12 protein-coding genes are annotated in these 15,844 nt (G+C 58.4%); 8 read left to right on the top strand and 4 right to left on the bottom strand.

Annotation, left to right across the window (positions count from 1 at the left end; translation table 11 throughout):
* Positions 1-400 precede the first annotated feature (400 nt).
* Positions 401-676, top strand: a complete 276-nt coding sequence (locus tag FE795_RS14835) for a response regulator transcription factor (RefSeq protein WP_003802043.1) — start codon at positions 401-403, stop codon at positions 674-676.
* Between the two features lie 3 nt (positions 677-679).
* On the opposite strand, the gene FE795_RS14830 is transcribed toward FE795_RS14835, so the two are convergent.
* On the bottom strand, positions 680-1,321 hold the full coding sequence (locus tag FE795_RS14830) for a hypothetical protein (RefSeq protein ID WP_219235148.1): 642 nt from the start codon (positions 1,319-1,321) through the stop codon (positions 680-682).
* Between the two features lie 133 nt (positions 1,322-1,454).
* Between FE795_RS14830 and coaE the strand changes: the two genes are divergently transcribed.
* The 6 genes from coaE (at position 1,455) to FE795_RS14800 (ending at position 12,038) form a co-directional block, all read left to right on the top strand.
* On the top strand, positions 1,455-2,057 hold the full coding sequence (coaE, locus tag FE795_RS14825; protein WP_003802037.1) for a dephospho-CoA kinase: 603 nt from the start codon (positions 1,455-1,457) through the stop codon (positions 2,055-2,057).
* A 49-nt stretch (positions 2,058-2,106) separates the two neighbouring features.
* Positions 2,107-2,862, top strand: a complete 756-nt coding sequence (gene zapD / locus FE795_RS14820; protein WP_039943397.1) for a cell division protein ZapD — start codon at positions 2,107-2,109, stop codon at positions 2,860-2,862.
* Positions 2,863-3,063: 201 nt separating this feature from the next.
* A complete protein-coding gene (locus tag FE795_RS14815) occupies positions 3,064-4,332 on the top strand; it encodes an efflux RND transporter periplasmic adaptor subunit (protein ID WP_003802031.1) in 1,269 nt (422 codons plus the stop codon).
* A gap of 3 nt (positions 4,333-4,335) precedes the next feature.
* Positions 4,336-7,422, top strand: coding sequence for a multidrug efflux RND transporter permease subunit (locus tag FE795_RS14810; protein WP_039943396.1), 3,087 nt, complete (start codon positions 4,336-4,338; stop codon positions 7,420-7,422).
* Entirely contained in the window at positions 7,419-10,523 is a 3,105-nt protein-coding gene (locus FE795_RS14805; protein ID WP_003802025.1) for an efflux RND transporter permease subunit, read from the top strand. Before FE795_RS14810 ends, FE795_RS14805 begins: the two co-directional genes overlap by 4 nt.
* Positions 10,524-10,529: 6 nt before the next feature.
* Complete coding sequence (locus tag FE795_RS14800) at positions 10,530-12,038, top strand: efflux transporter outer membrane subunit (RefSeq protein WP_219235147.1); 1,509 nt, start codon at positions 10,530-10,532, stop codon at positions 12,036-12,038.
* Positions 12,039-12,115: 77 nt separating this feature from the next.
* Here the strand turns inward: FE795_RS14800 and FE795_RS14795 are convergent, their stop codons facing one another.
* Genes FE795_RS14795 through FE795_RS14785 form a run of 3 tightly spaced genes read right to left on the bottom strand, consistent with a single transcriptional unit; the run spans position 12,116 to position 14,698 of the window.
* Positions 12,116-12,841 carry a spermine/spermidine synthase domain-containing protein gene (locus FE795_RS14795; RefSeq protein ID WP_003802022.1) on the bottom strand — a complete coding sequence of 242 codons (726 nt, stop codon included), beginning with the start codon at positions 12,839-12,841 and terminating at the stop codon, positions 12,116-12,118.
* On the bottom strand, positions 12,838-13,839 hold the full coding sequence (locus FE795_RS14790; RefSeq protein ID WP_059318229.1) for a Nudix family hydrolase: 1,002 nt from the start codon (positions 13,837-13,839) through the stop codon (positions 12,838-12,840). Before FE795_RS14790 ends, FE795_RS14795 begins: the two co-directional genes overlap by 4 nt.
* A complete protein-coding gene (locus FE795_RS14785) occupies positions 13,832-14,698 on the bottom strand; it encodes an ATP-binding protein (RefSeq protein WP_003802018.1) in 867 nt (288 codons plus the stop codon). The genes FE795_RS14790 and FE795_RS14785 overlap by 8 nt, the downstream gene beginning before the upstream one ends.
* Positions 14,699-14,871: 173 nt before the next feature.
* Here FE795_RS14785 and ispB point away from each other — a divergent pair, with 173 nt between their 5' ends.
* The gene (ispB, locus tag FE795_RS14780) at positions 14,872-15,837 is read left to right on the top strand and encodes an octaprenyl diphosphate synthase (protein WP_003802015.1); all 966 of its coding nucleotides are present in this window, start codon (positions 14,872-14,874) and stop codon (positions 15,835-15,837) included.
* Positions 15,838-15,844: the final 7 nt, after the last annotated feature.

Here is a 15,844-nt window from a genome sequence, read left to right as displayed (position 1 = left end):
GCTTTTGGTCTGTTTGTCTTTTTGTCTTATTGACCGTGGGGCAGGGGCATCCCAAAGCGAGAAGGGCAGGGGCAGGCTGGACTCAGTTGGCGCGGTACCTAGCCCCTGGACCCAGTGCAAGCGTCGGGCCTGTACAGGGTGGGTGTCTCTTTAGGGCTGCTGCCGGAGTCTGGTTGGGGGAGCGCACTCGCCGTCGCAGGTTTCAAGCACCGATATGGGCTGGTAAATAGCTGTTTTTTTAGATCACTGAAACGTGGCTACTTATATTAGTCCTATGACAAAAACATCCTGCACAAGTTAACAGTCGCGTAGTCCCTGCCTAAAATGACAAACTCTGTCTATGGTTAATTCTTCACATTACAGGTGGCCTGGCCGCCTGGTACAGATATACGAGACTGATATGGTATTGAATAGCCACCTTCCCGCTTCTGTGCTTTTTGAAAGCCTGACCCCGCGTGAGCGCGATGTCCTGTCCTATATCGCGACGGGTAAGGCGAATAAAGTGATTGCGGCCGAATTGGAGATTTCCCAGCGCACGGTCGAAGCGCATCGGGCACGCGTTTTTCAGAAGTTACGCGTGCGCAATGCGGTTGAGCTGACTCGTTTTGTCTTTAGTGAGCCGGCGCTGCGCGATGTGCTGCCGCCCTGTTTGATGGGCGGGCAGTCTGCACCATAGCACTTAGCGGCAGGCGGGGATTGGCTGGCTGTCCAGCTCACTGACCGGGTCCAGATCCGCTTGTCGGGTCAAGTGGCTCTCCAGCGTGGGACGTTGCTGGTTGAAGGTGTTAACGCGCAAGACATTGTTGTTTACAAAGCTCAGATCTGCCAGGGTCGAGTCATTGTCCGCCAACAAGGCGATGCGGGTGGGCTGTGTGCCGATGGGGACCCAGCAACCGCCCTTGTGGTAAGACTGACCAGCACCCAGCGGGGTGGCTCTTAAACGCCATTGACCGGCTGGCGCCAGGGTCACGCTGATTTTGTAAGGTTCGCAAATGCCACCTTGGGGCGGGCAGGACAGGGTGCCTAGAAATGTTTTGGGCTCGGCCAGTTCGGCAACACTGTGATCGGCCTGGGCGGCCGGGGCTTGCTCGGCGCTGGCCGGGGTAATGGCGCGCAGACCTTCCTGATTGCCAAAACCCAGATTGATTTGCGAGGGGGCACGGGCGGTGCTGCTGCCTTGTGCCTGGCGCAGGGCGTCTTTCTGGGTAGAGTCACGGCCTTCGTTAGGGGTGGGCTGAACGGGTGCCTGGGCGCAGGCTGCCAGCAAAACAAGCGAGAGCAGGGGCAGTGAACGCAGAGGAGAAATCTTGAGGAAAGACATGGCGGGCTTCCGTGGACTGGTGATAGCTGAATTCTACGCTAGACCTGGCCTGGCGGGACAGTATCAGACCTATCGAGGGTAGGAGGATTGGCGCGGGTACGTTACAGTTTTGTTTTTTATCCGTGGATTGCACATGCTGACAATTGGGCTGACTGGTGGAATTGGATCGGGCAAAAGCCAGGTGGCCAATTTTTTTGCTTCCTGGGGGGCGGCGGTGGTGGATACGGATGTGATCGCCCATGAGCTGACCGCGCCCGGTGGCTTGGCCATTGGGCCTATCCGCGATACTTTTGGTGCCGAAGCCCTGGCCGCTGACGGCTCGATGGATCGGGACTGGATGCGAGCCTGCGTGTTTGCTGATCCGGCCGCCCGTCATCGCCTGGAGGCGATCATTCATCCTCTGATTTGGAACGTAACAAAAGCACAGACCTTGAAGGCGCAGGGATGTTATCTTGTTGTGGTTGTACCCTTGCTGGTGGAGTCAGGACGATGGAGCGACCGTGTGGACCGGATTTGCGTTGTCGATTGTGATGAGGCGACCCAGATCGCGCGCGTGCAAAAGCGCAGCGGGCTGGCAGTGGCCACAATTGAACGTATCATGGCCGCACAAGCGCAACGTCAGCAACGCCTGGCGGTGGCTGATGATGTGGTTCTGAACGATGGGCAGACGACGTTGCCCGTGTTGGAAGAGCGGGCGCGGGCTGTACACCAACGCTGGTGTGCCTTGACTGCCTGACACCACACCGTGTCTGACCCCCAGCCGACAAATAAAGGTTTTTAAACGCGTGACTCTATACGAATACCCATGCAATGAGCGTGTCCGGGCTTTACTGAGAGTCGAATACTTGTTCGATAGGCTGTTTCATTTTTCGGCCAACCAGGATGCGTACTCGCACCAGATCGCAGTAGCGACTTTATTTGATTTGCTGGACATTGCAGATCGAACCGACTTGCGTTCGGCCGTTTTGCAGGATCTGGAACGTCAGCGCGTGGCGCTGGCCGCACTGCGCGAGCACCCTGGGGTGCAGTTGCAGGCACTGGACAAGATGATCGAGCAGATCGTGCGCGCGGCCGCCGACCTGTCTGCCCAAGGGCGGGTGGGACAAGGTTTGCGTGAGAATGAATGGCTGACCAGCTTGCGCGGCCGGGTCGCCGTGCCCGGCGGCACCTCCCCGGTGGATATGCCTTCTTATTATTCCTGGCAACAGCGGCCGGACAAGGATCGCGTTCAGGATTTGCGCCGCTGGTCCGAGTCTTTTTTACCGCTTTATCAAGGCCTGGCCTTGATCTTGCGTCTGCTGCGTCAGTCCGGCGACTCGGCCGACCAGATTGCCCGCGATGGCTCCTATCAGGAGATGCTGGCTGGCAAAACCTTCCAGCTGCTGCGCGTCTGGGTGGATGCGGGGGCGTGCATCTATCCCGAAATGAGCGCGAACCGGTATGTCATCTGGATACGCTTTGTACAGCAAGACAATCAATTAAAACCGCAGGCCGTGACCGTGGATATTCCCTTTCGGCTGGCTCGTTGCAACTTCGGCTGAAAACGCTGTTCATATAAGGTTCAGACAGCCGCTTTTATACTTGCTGTGCCAGCGCGGTCTGGCGTGAGGGACGCTTTGTCGTTTGACCGGTCGGGCTGCCAATATTTGGCGGCATAATGCCTGTCGTTACAGCGATGGAGACGTTTAAACGCTTCTTTAGACTGTGCGTAGAGACAATTGAGTTTTAGCCGGGGAGTATTCATGTCGGAGTTGAACGCAGGCAGGGGTCGGCGGTCCCGATCTTTCTATGTCTGGGTGGTGGTAGGGCTGCTGGTCACGGCAGGCCTTGTTTATTACGCCCTGTCTTCCTCTTCTGATACCGCCGGCCCTTTGCGGGGGCCGCGCGGCATGATGGGGGCCACGAAAGTTCCGGTTCATGTGTCGACCGTGCAGCAAGGTTTGATCGATCAAACCGTTAATGCGATTGCCACCGTCAAGCCCTTACAAACGGTGGCTGTGCGTGGGCAGGTCGACGGCGTGCTCGAACGCATCTATTTCAACGATGGCCAGCGTGTGAAAGCAGGCGAGCTGCTGGCCGAGATTGACCCGCGCACCTATCAGGTGCAGCTGGATCAGGCTCGCGGACAATTGGCGCAAAATCAGGCCCAGTTAAAAGGGGCGCAACAAGAGCTGCAACGCCACCGCATCCTATTTCAACAAAATTCGATTTCCCGTCAATCTTTGGAGACCAAGGAAACGGCGGTTCAGCAACTGCAGGCGCAGATCAAATCCAATCAGGCTGAGGTGGCGCGTGCCCAGGTTCAATTGGACCGCACGCGCATTACCGCGCCCCTGGAGGGCCGCCTGGGTTTGCGCAAGCTGGACCAGGGCAATCTGGTGTCAGCCGGCAATACCGATGGCATTGTTCTGATTACCCAGATTGACCCCATCGGTGTGGAATTTTCCTTGCCTCAAAACCAGCTAAGTCGCTTGCTGGAGGCCATGAGACAAAGTGAGTCCCCCTTGCGCGTGACCCTGATCGACAGCAAGGGACAGATTTTGTCGGATAAAGGCCGCTTGCAGGCACTGGACAACCAGATCGACATCAATACCGGCACCTTGAAGGTGAAGGCCGAGTTTGAAAATGCCGATGAAACCCTGTTTGCCAATCAGTTTGTCAATGCTCGAGTGTTTCTGGGGCAGGACCAGGGATTGCTCATTCCTTCTCATGCGGTGCAGCGGGGGGCGGTGGGAACCTATGTCTATACCCTGGATGCCGAGGACAAGGTTCATATTCAAGTGGTGGAGCTAGGGACAGCCACCTTGGAGCAAACCCTGGTGACAAGCGGTCTGAAAGAAGGCGATCGCGTTGTGGTAGAAGGCACCGATCGTCTGCGTGAAGGCTCGCAGGTCGAGGTGATGAACCAGGATGGTCAGGCCGTTGAAAAGCCTGTTCAGGCTGATGCCGCCGGCACAGCGCAGAATCCGCGTACGGGTGAGGGTCGCCGTCCACGTCCAGCAAGCGAGTAAGCCGTGAGCATGTCGCGTATTTTTATCCTGCGCCCGGTGGCTACCACCCTGGCGATGGTAGCCCTGCTGGTATCGGGTTTGCTGGCCTATCGTATGCTGCCTGTAGCCGCCTTGCCGCAGGTGGACTATCCCACGATTCAGGTGGTTACCTTGTATCCGGGCGCCAGTCCGGATGTGGTAGCGTCTTTAATTACCTCCCCCCTTGAGCGGCGGTTTGGCAGCATGTCGGGCCTGTCGCAGATGATTTCGTCCAGCTCAGGCGGCGCATCGCGCATTACCTTGCAGTTTGATTTGGGCTTGCCCCTGGATGTGGCTGAGCAAGAAGTGCAGGCGGCCATTAATGCCGCCTCAAATATGTTGCCCAATGATTTGCCGGCCCCCCCCATCTACAACAAGGTCAATCCGGCTGATACCCCGGTCATTTCTCTGGCGGTGACCTCCCCGAATATGCCGTTGCACGAGGTGCGTGATCTTATTGACGTGCGTGTTGCGCAGAAACTGTCACAGGTCACAGGCGTGGGCCTGGTCAGTATTGCCGGGGGGCAGGAGCCTGCCGTACGTATTCAGGCAGATCCCAATGCCCTGGCTGCACGCAATCTGACTCTCAGCCACATCCGGCAGGCAGTCGTTGCCGCCAACGTGAATCAACCCAAAGGGAATCTGGACGGTCCCCAGCGCTCGACCAGCATCGGCGCCAACGAGCAGTTGAAGACGGTGCGGGACTATGAAAACCTGATTGTCAGCTACAAGGACGGCGCAGCCGTACGCCTGGGGGAATTGGCCACGGTGCTGCGGGATGCCCAGGATGTGCGTCAGGCGGCCTGGATGGGCACAGTCCCGGCGATCTTGCTGAATATTCAGCGTCAGCCCGGGGCCAATGTCATTGATGTCGTGGATCAGATTCAGAGTCTGTTGCCCGAGATCCGCCGTTCCTTGCCGGTGGGCGTGGACGTTGAGGTGGCCACGGACCGCACGCAGACCATTCGCGATTCGGTTGACCATGTGCAAAAGGAAATGATGCTGGCCATCGTGCTGGTGGTGTTGGTGACCTTTGTTTTTCTGCGCACCTGGACGGCCACCTTGATACCGAGCGTCGTGGTGCCTATCTCCCTGATCGCCACCTTTGCCATCATGTTGATGTGGGGCTTCAGCGTTAACAATCTGACCCTCATGGCGCTGACTGTGGCCACCGGCTTCGTGGTTGATGATGCGATCGTGATGATCGAGAACATTGCCCGCTACATTGAAAAAGGTGAATCCGCGTTGCAGGCCGCTTTGAAGGGGGCTGCGCAGATTGGCTTTACGCTGCTGTCCTTGACCATTTCCCTGATTGCCGTGTTGATTCCCTTGCTCTTTATGAGTGATGTGATCGGCCGTCTGTTTCGTGAATTTGCCATTACGCTGGCGGTGGCTATCCTGTTGTCCCTGTTCATTTCGCTCACGCTCACGCCCATGATGTGCGCGCGCATGCTCAAGCCCGAGGATGAGCGTCAGTATGGCCGCTTCACGACCTGGCTGGGCGAACAGATGGATCGCATCATTGCCGCGTACGATCGTGGCCTGCGGGTCGTGTTGCGTCACCAGACCTTGACTCTATGGGTGGCGTTGGGCACGGTGCTGATGACAGGGCTGTTGTACCTGGTGGTTCCCAAAGGATTTTTTCCGCAACAGGACACCGGCCTGATCCAGGCGATTACGCAGGGGCCTCAAACCGCGTCGTTCCGTGCCATGGGGGACTTGCAGCAGCAAGCGGTTGCCATCGTCCTTGAAGACCCGGATGTGCAGGCCGTGACCTCCTTTATCGGCGTGGATGGCACCAATGCCACCTTGAATAATGGTCGCCTGCAAATTGCCCTCAAGCCGATCGGCTCGGGCCGTGCCACGGCCGACGAAATCATGGCCCGACTCGATGCGCGCCTGAAGGATATTCCGGGTTTGACGGTTTACCAGCAGTCCATTCAGGAACTGACGGTGGATGACCAGATCAGCCGTAATGTGTATCAGATGGCTTTGTCCGATCCGGAAACGGCGGTGCTGACTCGCTGGATGCCGCGTTGGCTGGAGGCGGTCAAAGCCTTGCCGCAGATTAAAGATGCTTCCATGAGCCTGCAGGACAAGGGCTTGCAGGTGCTGCTCGATATCGACCGGGATGCCGCAGCCCGCGTGGGTGTGACCAAGGCCAATATCGACGATGCCCTGTATGACGCTTTTGGTCAGCGTTTGATCTCCACGATCTACACGCAGTCTGCGCAATATCGGGTGGTGCTGGAGGTCAAGGACCAGTATCGCCAGGACCCGCAGGACCTGGAAAATATTTACGTGATGACCACGGCAGGTACGCCGGTGCCCATTACCTCCCTGGCGCGTATCGAGCTGGTGCCAAGCACCTTGTCGGTGGAGCGGCTGGGTCAATTTCCCGCCGTGAATGTGTCCTTTGATGTGGCGGACGGCTATTCCTTGTCCGACGCGATTGAAGCGATTGAAACCGTCCCTGACGAGATCGGCATGCCATCCTCGGTGGACACCCGCTATCTGGGTGCGGCCAAAGCCTTTCATGCGTCCTTGTCCAGCACGCTGTGGCTGATGCTCGCTGCGGTGCTGACCATGTATATCGTGCTGGGGATTTTGTATGAAAGCTACATACACCCCATCACGATTCTGTCTACCTTGCCCTCTGCCGCGATCGGGGCCTTGCTGGCGTTGCTGCTGGCCGGGCGGGATTTGGATATGGTCGGGGTGATCGGGATCATCCTGTTGATTGGCATCGTGAAAAAGAACGCCATCATGATGATCGACTTTGCGCTGGAGGCTCAGCGCGAGCAGGGGGTCAGTCCTCAGGAGGCGATTCATCAGGCGGCTTTACTGCGTTTTCGCCCTATTTTGATGACCACCCTGGCGGCCTTGTTCAGCGCCATCCCCCTGATGCTGGCAACCGGCTCTGGCGCAGAGCTGCGCCAGCCCCTGGGCCTGGTCATGGTGGGGGGGCTGCTGGTCAGTCAGGTGCTGACCTTGTTTACGACTCCCGTGATCTATCTGTTTTTTGATCGCTTTACCCGCCGTGGTGCCAAGTCGGTGCGCGAGTCGACATGAAACGTTTGCTAGGTTTGTTCATTTTTCGTCCAGTGGGCTCCAGCCTGCTGGCGCTGGCGATGGTGCTGGTGGGCGCATTGGCATTGCGCCTCTTGCCGGTATCCTCCTTGCCGGAAATGGATTTTCCGGTGATCGCGATTTCAGCCAACTTGCCAGGCGCCAGCCCTGAGACGATGGCCTCCAGTGTGGCAACGCCGCTGGAGCAGGCCCTCGGTTCCATTGCCGGGATCTCAGAGATGAGTTCGCGCAGCAGCGAAGGCTCCACCCAGATCATGCTGATTTTTGATCTGGATCGAGATATTGAGGGGGCCGCCCGCGATGTGCAGGCTGCCATCAATCAGGCACGGCCCATGCTGCCCTCGGGCATGTCCAGCGTCCCGACCTACGAGAAGGTCAACCCTTCCTCCATGCCCATCATGGTGCTGGCGCTGACGTCGCAAACGGCCAGCAAGGCCCAGCTTTTTGATATGGCCAGCGGCATTGTGCAGCAAAAGCTGGCGCAGATTCCGGGTGTGGGTTCGGTGGATGTGGGGGGCGGTTCCTTGCCGGCGGTGCGGGTTGGCTTGAACCCCAAAGCCCTGGCCTCGGCTGGCATTGCCTTGGATGATGTGCGTGCAGTCATCAATAACGCCAATAGTTTGCGTCCCAACGGGTATCTGGAAAGCGAGCAGGGTCAATGGCAGATCAACTCGGGCAAGCAGTACAACCAGGCACGATTTTTTGAGCCTCTGGTGCTGAAAAACCAGGACGGACAGGTGATCCGTTTGGGCGATGTCGCCAAGGTTGAGGATTCTGTGGAGAACATTCACAGCCTGGGCTATTTGAACAACCAGGAAGCGGTGTTGTTGATTGTGCGTCGTCAGGCGGGCGCCAATATTATCGAGACCGTCAACACCATTCGCGAACGGTTGCCCGATATCGAGGAAATGCTGCCCAGTCAGGCGCAGTTGACGGTCGCACAGGACCGCACGCCCAGTATCCGGGCCACCTTGGAAGAGGCTCAGCTTACCCTGATTATCGCGGTAGCCCTGGTGGTGCTGGTGGTGTTGGTGTTTCTGCGAAATTGGCGGGCCGCCCTGATTCCCGCCATTGCGGTCCCGGCCTCCCTGATCAGTACCTTTGCGTTCATGCATCTGTTCGGCTTTACGCTCAATACCATTTCCCTGATGGCCTTGATCGTGGCGACGGGTTTTGTGGTGGATGATGCGATTGTGGTGCTCGAGAGCATCATGCGTTATTTGGAAAAAGGTCTGTCACCGATGCGGGCGGCCTTGCGCGGGACTCGTGAAGTGGGCTTTACCGTAACGGCCATGAGCTTGTCGCTGGTGGCGGTGTTCATCCCCTTGTGGTTGATCGGGGGGCTGGCAGGGCGGCTGTTCATGGAGTTTGCAGTCACGCTGTGTACGGCCGTTCTGGTGTCGTTGGTGATCTCTCTGATGCTCACTCCGATGATGTCGGCCCGCTTGCTGCGCCCCGGGCCGCAGGAGTCGGAGGGTTCGCATCCAATCAGCCGCTTTTTAGGCTGGATTGGCAATGTCAGCTGGCGGGCGTATCGCCGCTCGTTGCAGTGGGCCCTCAAACATCATCGTCTGATGCTGTTTTCCTTGTTTGCCACCATCGGTCTGAATGTGTATCTGTATACCGTGGTGCCCAAGGGCCTGTTCCCCCAGCAAGATACCGGACAGTTGATGGGTTTTTTCCGGGTGGACAGGGGTACCTCGTTTCAGTCCATGGTGCCCAAGCTGGAGCACTTTCGCTCCATCCTGAATCAGGACCCGGACATTCGCTCGGTTGCGGTGTTTGCCGGGGGCCGGGGCGGCAGTACCTCGTCCTTTATTCTGGTGGAACTCAAGCCCATGGATGAGCGCAAGGCCAGCACGACGGACATCGTCAATCGCCTGCGCGAGCCTTTGTCGACTACGCCGGGTGCACGCATGTTCATGGTGCCGCAACAGGATATCCCGGTAGGCAGCGGAGGAGGGGGGCGTAGCGGCTCCTATGATTACTCCTTGATGGGCAGCGATCTGGAGCTGTTGAAAACCTGGTTGCCCAAGGTGCAGCAGGCCATGGCCGAACTGCCTGAACTGGTGGACGTGGATACCGGTACGGACGATAAGGCGGGCCTGGTTCAGCTGGAGATCGATCGTGATATGGCGTCCCGTCTGGGCATTGACATGGCCATGGTGGCTGGAACGCTGAATAACTCTTTTTCCCAGCGCCAGGTCTCGACAATTTATGGTCGCTTGAACCAGTATTACGTGGTGATGGAAGTGGAGCCGCGTTTTGCCCAGGACCTGGAATCGCTTAAGGAAATCGAAGTGGTGGCCAAGGATGGAACCCGGGTTCCCTTGTCTGCCTTTACCCGCTTTAGTGCGGGAACTGCGCCGCGCAGCATCAACCACACGGGACTGTTGGTGGCCGAGTCTGTCTCTTTCGATTTGGCCGAAGGAGTCACCCTGAGCGAGGCGACAGCAGCAATCGAGCAGGCCATGGCGCGCATTCAATTGCCCACCCGCGAGATTCAGGCCGGATTTGAAGGCAACACGGCCCAGATGCTCGATGCCCTGGCCAAGCAGCCCTTGATGTTTTTGGCGGCTCTGGTGGCTTTGTATATTGTGTTGGGGATGCTCTATGAGAGCTATATGCATCCGCTGACTATCTTGTCGACCTTGCCTTCGGCCGGAATCGGCGCGTTGCTGGCCCTGATGATGACCAGTGGCGAGTTCAACCTGATTGCCATGATCGGGGTGTTTTTGCTGATTGGTATCGTCAAGAAAAACGCCATCATGATGGTGGACTATGCCTTGCAAATGGAGCGTGAGCGCGGCATGGGCTCGCGTGAGGCGATTTATGAGGCCTGCCTGGTACGTTTTCGCCCCATCATGATGACGACCTTGTCTGCCATTTTTGGCGCTATCCCCCTGATTGTGGCCTCTGGGCCCGGTGTCGAGATGCGCCAGCCTTTGGGGGTCACGATTGTGGGCGGGCTGGTGCTCAGTCAGATTCTGACGCTCTATACCACTCCGGTCGTTTATCTTTATCTGGATCGTCTGCGTCATCGTTTCATGCGCCGCAAGAACCAGACAACTTCGACTCTATAAGCTGATATGCCTATTTCCAACGTCCTGATTTTTCCGCGTTTTGCATTGGCAGCCATGGTGATGGCCCTGTCTGCGTGCGCTGTCGGCCCTGACTATCAGCGGCCGCAGGCGCCAGTTGGTGAGCATTTTCGGGAAGCAGTACGCGCGACGGCCTGGAAGCCGGCTGAGCCGGCAGATCTGAATGACCGTGGCCCTTGGTGGGAAAGTCTCAATGACGGGGTGCTGAATGCCTTGATGCAAAGTCTGAACGAGCAGAATTTCACCTTGCAGCAGGCTCAGGCACGGGTGCGTCAGGCCCAGGCCACGGTGTCAGGTACCCGGGCGACACAGTTTCCGCAGGTGGGCAGTTCGGTCGGTACGACACGACGTGGCAGCGGCTCGGGTGCTACCAGCCAAAGCAGCAGTGCGTATGACGCTAGCGTCACAGTGAATTGGGAAGTGGACTTGTGGGGGCGGATCAGCCGTCAGGTGGAAGCGGGCGATGCGAGCCTGCAGGCCAGTGCGGCGGACCTGGCGGCAACGCGGCTGAGTTTGCAATCCCAATTGGCGCAGACCTATTTGCAGTACCGCAGTGCCGAATCCAGTGCGCGGGTGTTGGATGAAACCGTGGCGGCGTATGAGCGTTCCTTGCAAATCAATCAGAATCGCCTGGAGGCTGGCTTTTCGACACCCGCGGATGTAGCCGCTGCCTTGAGTCAGCTTGAAGGGGCACGCACCCAGCGTCTGGCTCTGGATCGCCAGAAGGCCAGCTATCAGCATGCGATGGCGGTTCTGGTCGGACGCCCGCCCTCGCAGTTTGACGTGGTGCCTAATGCGCCTTGGCCGGTGGCCCCGGATATTCCGGTGGGCCTGCCTTCCAGTTTGCTGGAGCGCCGTCCGGATGTCGCGCGCGCCGAGCGTCGCATGGCGCAGGCCAATGCGCAGATCGGGGTGGCCAAGGCCGCCTGGTTTCCCAGTTTGAACCTGAAAGCCAGTGGCGGTTTCAGTAGTAGTGATCTGAGTGAATGGCTGACCGCGCCAGCGCGTGTCTGGTCACTGGGACCGGCCTTTGCCTTGACGTTGCTGGATTTTGGCGCGCGACGCGCTCAGGTCGAGCAGGCGCAAGCCAGCTATGACGAGCAATTGGCGGGCTATCGCCAGACTGTTCTGGATGCGCTCAAAGAAGTGGAAGATGCCTTGTCCGAGCTTTATGGGCTGGAGCGGGAGCAGGCCAGTCAGGCACGGTCCCTGGCCGCTGCACGGGAGTCCCTGCGTTTGACGCGCAATCAGTTTGATGCTGGCCTGGTGGATTTTCTGAGTCTGGCACAAACTCAGGCAACGGCCTTGTCGGCAGAGCGGCAGGCGCTGGATCTGGAGTCCCAGCGCCTGCGGGCAGCGGTCAAGCTGATGGTGGCACTTGGAGGGGGCTGGGACGCACAAACCGGGATGACAGCAGAAGAAGTGGCAAAAGCGGGTATGAAGAAAACAGTCGCCGCGCAGCCGGCTGCAAGCGCATCAGGTGCCGCCGCCCAGTGAGGACGTGCGGGGTCCTGCCCGCTGACGGGATCGTTCTTCCAGCTTGCGGATGCCTTGGCGTGCTTGCGAGGGGGGATTTATTCCTGGTCCATCCAGGCGTAGAGTCCCTCTACCCATTCTTCGCCGTCAGCCAAGCCCAAGGTGGCTTGAATCTGATCGGCACGCTTGTATAAATCATCAAAATCAATTTGTGGCGGGTCAACAAACGCCAGCGCGACCAGGTTGCCGTCGTGTGTTTCTGGTAACCAGACTACGGCGGCAAAGCTTTTTTGCAGCGCATGCAGATTGCGAGCATGAACCAGCTCAGAGCCCAGCAGGTTGACCGTCAACAAACCCTGCGGACCCAAGGCTCGCCGACAGGCTAGGTAAAAGTCCTGGCTTTCCAGGGCGGGATGTTCGGCCTGATCGGAGTACACATCCACCTGCAGCACATCCAGTTCGCCATGTAGGGCATCCAGGTAGTCCAGTGCGTCGACCGTATGCACGCTCAAACGCTCGTCATCGGGCGGCAGATGGAACAACAGGCGATTGGCTCGCACCACTTCCGGGTTGATTTCCACCGCGTCGATACGCGCTTGTGGAAAATGCTGGTAGCAAAAACGTGTCAGACTGCCTGCGCCTAGCCCGAGCTGGGCAATGCGTTGAGGGGCATGCTGAAACAGCGTCCAGATCATCATCTGTCGGATGTAGTGCAGCTCAAGCTGATCGGGGGCGGCCAGGCGCATGGCCCCCTGCACCCAGGCTGAACCCAGGTGCAGGTAACGGACACCTTCGTGCTCCGAAATGGTGACGTGGGGCGTCATGCCGGGTTGTTGTCCAGCATGTGACGCATGCCGGCAATACCGTGTGCGCCATGCGTGCGTGCGTCGGCCAGGGTATGCGCCGATTGTCCGCCTATGGCAAAGACGGGAAGGCCAGCCTGTTCTGCCAGACGGGCAAAGCGGGCCCAGCCCATGCCGGGTTCGTCGGGATGCGAAGCGGTGTCCAGCACATGACCCAGCACGAGGAAATCTGCCTGGATTTTGCGGGCGATTTCAATATCGCTTTCATTGTGCGTGGACATGCCGATCAGGCCCTTGCTGATCGCGGGAACGCTTGTCAGGGTATCGTGGCATTTGGCGGATAAGGCTTGGGCGTCGCTGGCGCGCAAGTGCACGCCATCGGCGTGATCCCACCAACTTTCTGGATGCAGGCTGTTGACCAGGCAGCGGGCCTGATACCGTTGGCACAGCGTGACGACCTGCAGGAACGCCTGATGAAGATGAAATTCGGCATCGGGGCGGGCAGCCCAGGCCGGTTCGCGAAACTGGACCAGGGCCGGTCCCTGTTGCAGGGCCTGCTCGAGCTGTTCCAGGTAGGCGGGCAGGCGGCCTGGTTCTTCAATATGGGTAATCAGGTAGCGTTCGGGCAGTTGCAGCCACTTCATGGGTGGCTCCGTGGCCGGCAGCACAGGCCCTACCTCCAGCGGCCCCTGGGGGTTGACCCAGGCAAGCTCCTGTCCTTCCAGGCATTGGGGCTCGCCCTCCCATTCCCGCACCAGACAAAAAGAGAGTTTGACGAAATTTTTTGGGTATTCGTGGGTGTAGGTGACCCAAGGATGCGCAAGCGTGGTTTCAATTCCGAGCTCTTCGCGCAGTTCCCGTACCAGCGCTTCGAGAACGCTCTCGCCCGCCTCAATCTTGCCGCCCGGCAGTTCCCACCAGCCCGGCCACGGTTTATCGGCCGGGCGTTTTCCCAGCAACACCCGGCCGTCGGGGTTCAATAAAACGCCAACGGCCACTTCCAGCGTGGGTTTAGACATGTCTAGCGGTCCAATCTCTAGCAAATTGACGTGCTACCCGGCCCGAGCGCGAGCCGCGCTCCAGCGCCCATTGCAGGGCTTCCATGCGCGAGCTTTCGATGTGTTCTGCCGGGCAGCCCAATGCGCCCAGCCAGTAGTACACAATGTCCAGGTAGTCATCTTGTTTAAAGGGGTGAAACGACAACCATAGTCCAAAGCGCTCGGACAGGGATACCTTTTCTTCTACTGCCTCGCCGGGGTGGATCTCACCGTCTGCCGATGTGGAGACCCCCAGGTTCTCTTTCATGTACTCGGGCATCAGATGGCGTCGGTTGGAGGTGGCGTAGATCAGAACATTGTCGCCGGGCGAGGCCACGGAGCCGTCCAGAACGGATTTGAGCGCTTTGTAACCCGCTTCACCTTCTTCGAACGACAGGTCATCGCTGAAGATGATGAAGTGTTCGGGGCGGGAGCTGATCAGGTCGATAATGGTCCCCAGGTCCGCCAGATCGGATTTGTCCACTTCGATCAGGCGCAGGCCCTGATCGGCAAACTTGGCCAGCATGGCTTTGACCAGCGAGCTTTTGCCGGTGCCGCGAGCCCCTGTCATCAATACATTATTGGCCGGTTTGCCGTCCAGAAAATGACGGGTGTTGCGCTCAATAATGCTCTTTTGACGTTCAATATGATGCAAATCGTCGGTGCGAATGGTGGCGACGTGCTGCACGCCCTCCAGCCAGCCACGCGAACCATTGTTGCGCCAGCGAAACGCCGTGCAGTCCCAGTCGATAGGGGGGGGAGCAGGCGGCAACCAGGCTTCCAGTTGAGCGAGAACCCGCTCGGCCCGGCTGATCAGGGTACTCAGGTCTTGCGAGCTCAAGACGGTCTCCGATTCAGGTTGAAACGCTTATTATCGCTAATTTGGCACCTTTTTCTGCGATCACTGTTGTGCTTGAGGCGTAACAATGGGCCCAAAGCGATTCAAAATCGTATAATCACCAAGTTACGATTGGCCGACAGCGGCCCCCTCCCTTACTCGTCCGGAATTCTGTTTTGAACCTGTCCACCCTGATTGAACCTATTGCCGACGACATGAAGGCTCTTGATGTCGTCATTCGTGAACGCTTGAATTCGGATGTGGTGCTAATACGCACAATTGGTGAATACATCGTTAGTGCAGGCGGCAAGCGCATGCGTCCTGCGCTGCTGTTGCTGGTAGCCCGCGCGCTGGCCTATCAGGGGAGCACACACCATTTATTGGCGGGCGTGGTGGAGTTTATCCACACGGCCACCCTGCTTCACGACGATGTGGTTGACGAGTCCGATATGCGTCGCGGTCGTCATACCGCCAATGCGGTGTATGGCAATGCAGCCAGCGTACTGGTAGGCGACTATCTATATTCGCGCTCGTTCGAGATGATGGTGCAGTCCAATTCCATGCCTGCCATGGCCGTGCTCTCGGCAGCCACTACCGTGATCGCCGAAGGCGAGGTTTTGCAGCTGCTGAACGTACATGATCCCGACGTCTCGCTGGAGCGTTACCTGCAGGTGGTGCGTTACAAGACGGCCAAGCTCTTTGAGGCGGCTGCACAGGTAGGTGCGATTGTTGCGGGCGCCTCGCCCGACATGGAAGCGGCCATGGCCGCTTACGGTCGTCATTTGGGTACGGCCTTCCAACTGGTGGACGATGTGCTCGATTACACTGGCGACGCCCAGGCCCTGGGCAAGAACGTAGGCGACGATCTGCGTGAGGGCAAACCGACCATGCCTCTGATCCGTGTCATGGAAGTGGGTACGGCCGAGCAGGTTCAACTCATCAAGTCGGCGATTGAAACCGGCGATGCCGATTTTGCCGCAGTGGCCCGCGCCATCGAACAGACTGATGCGCTCACTTACACCCGTGAAGCGGCCAAGGCCGAAGCACAACTGGCGGTTCAGGCGCTGGCGGATGTGCCCGAGAGCGAATTCAAACAGGTTTTGTTAAGTTTGTGCGCGTTTTCGGTAGAGCGCGACCGCTAACTCCGCT

Source organism: Alcaligenes ammonioxydans (assembly GCF_019343455.1).
Taxonomy (GTDB): domain Bacteria; phylum Pseudomonadota; class Gammaproteobacteria; order Burkholderiales; family Burkholderiaceae_B; genus Alcaligenes; species Alcaligenes ammonioxydans.
Note: the sequence above shows the minus strand (reverse complement) of the source record. Positions and strands in the feature narration are given on the sequence as shown.

Bases quoted from the DNA above. Each gene is read 5' to 3' on its own strand.
- FE795_RS14800 (WP_219235147.1), top strand. From the start codon at position 10,530: ATGCCTATTTCCAACGTCCTGATTTTTCCGCGTTTTGCATTGGCAGCC.
- FE795_RS14815 (WP_003802031.1), top strand. From the start codon at position 3,064: ATGTCGGAGTTGAACGCAGGCAGGGGTCGGCGGTCCCGATCTTTCTAT.
- FE795_RS14805 (WP_003802025.1), top strand. From the start codon at position 7,419: ATGAAACGTTTGCTAGGTTTGTTCATTTTTCGTCCAGTGGGCTCCAGC.
- FE795_RS14795 (WP_003802022.1), bottom strand. From the start codon at position 12,841: ATGACGCCCCACGTCACCATTTCGGAGCACGAAGGTGTCCGTTACCTG.
- FE795_RS14790 (WP_059318229.1), bottom strand. From the start codon at position 13,839: ATGTCTAAACCCACGCTGGAAGTGGCCGTTGGCGTTTTATTGAACCCC.
- FE795_RS14835 (WP_003802043.1), top strand. From the start codon at position 401: ATGGTATTGAATAGCCACCTTCCCGCTTCTGTGCTTTTTGAAAGCCTG.
- coaE (WP_003802037.1), top strand. From the start codon at position 1,455: ATGCTGACAATTGGGCTGACTGGTGGAATTGGATCGGGCAAAAGCCAG.
- FE795_RS14830 (WP_219235148.1), bottom strand. From the start codon at position 1,321: ATGTCTTTCCTCAAGATTTCTCCTCTGCGTTCACTGCCCCTGCTCTCG.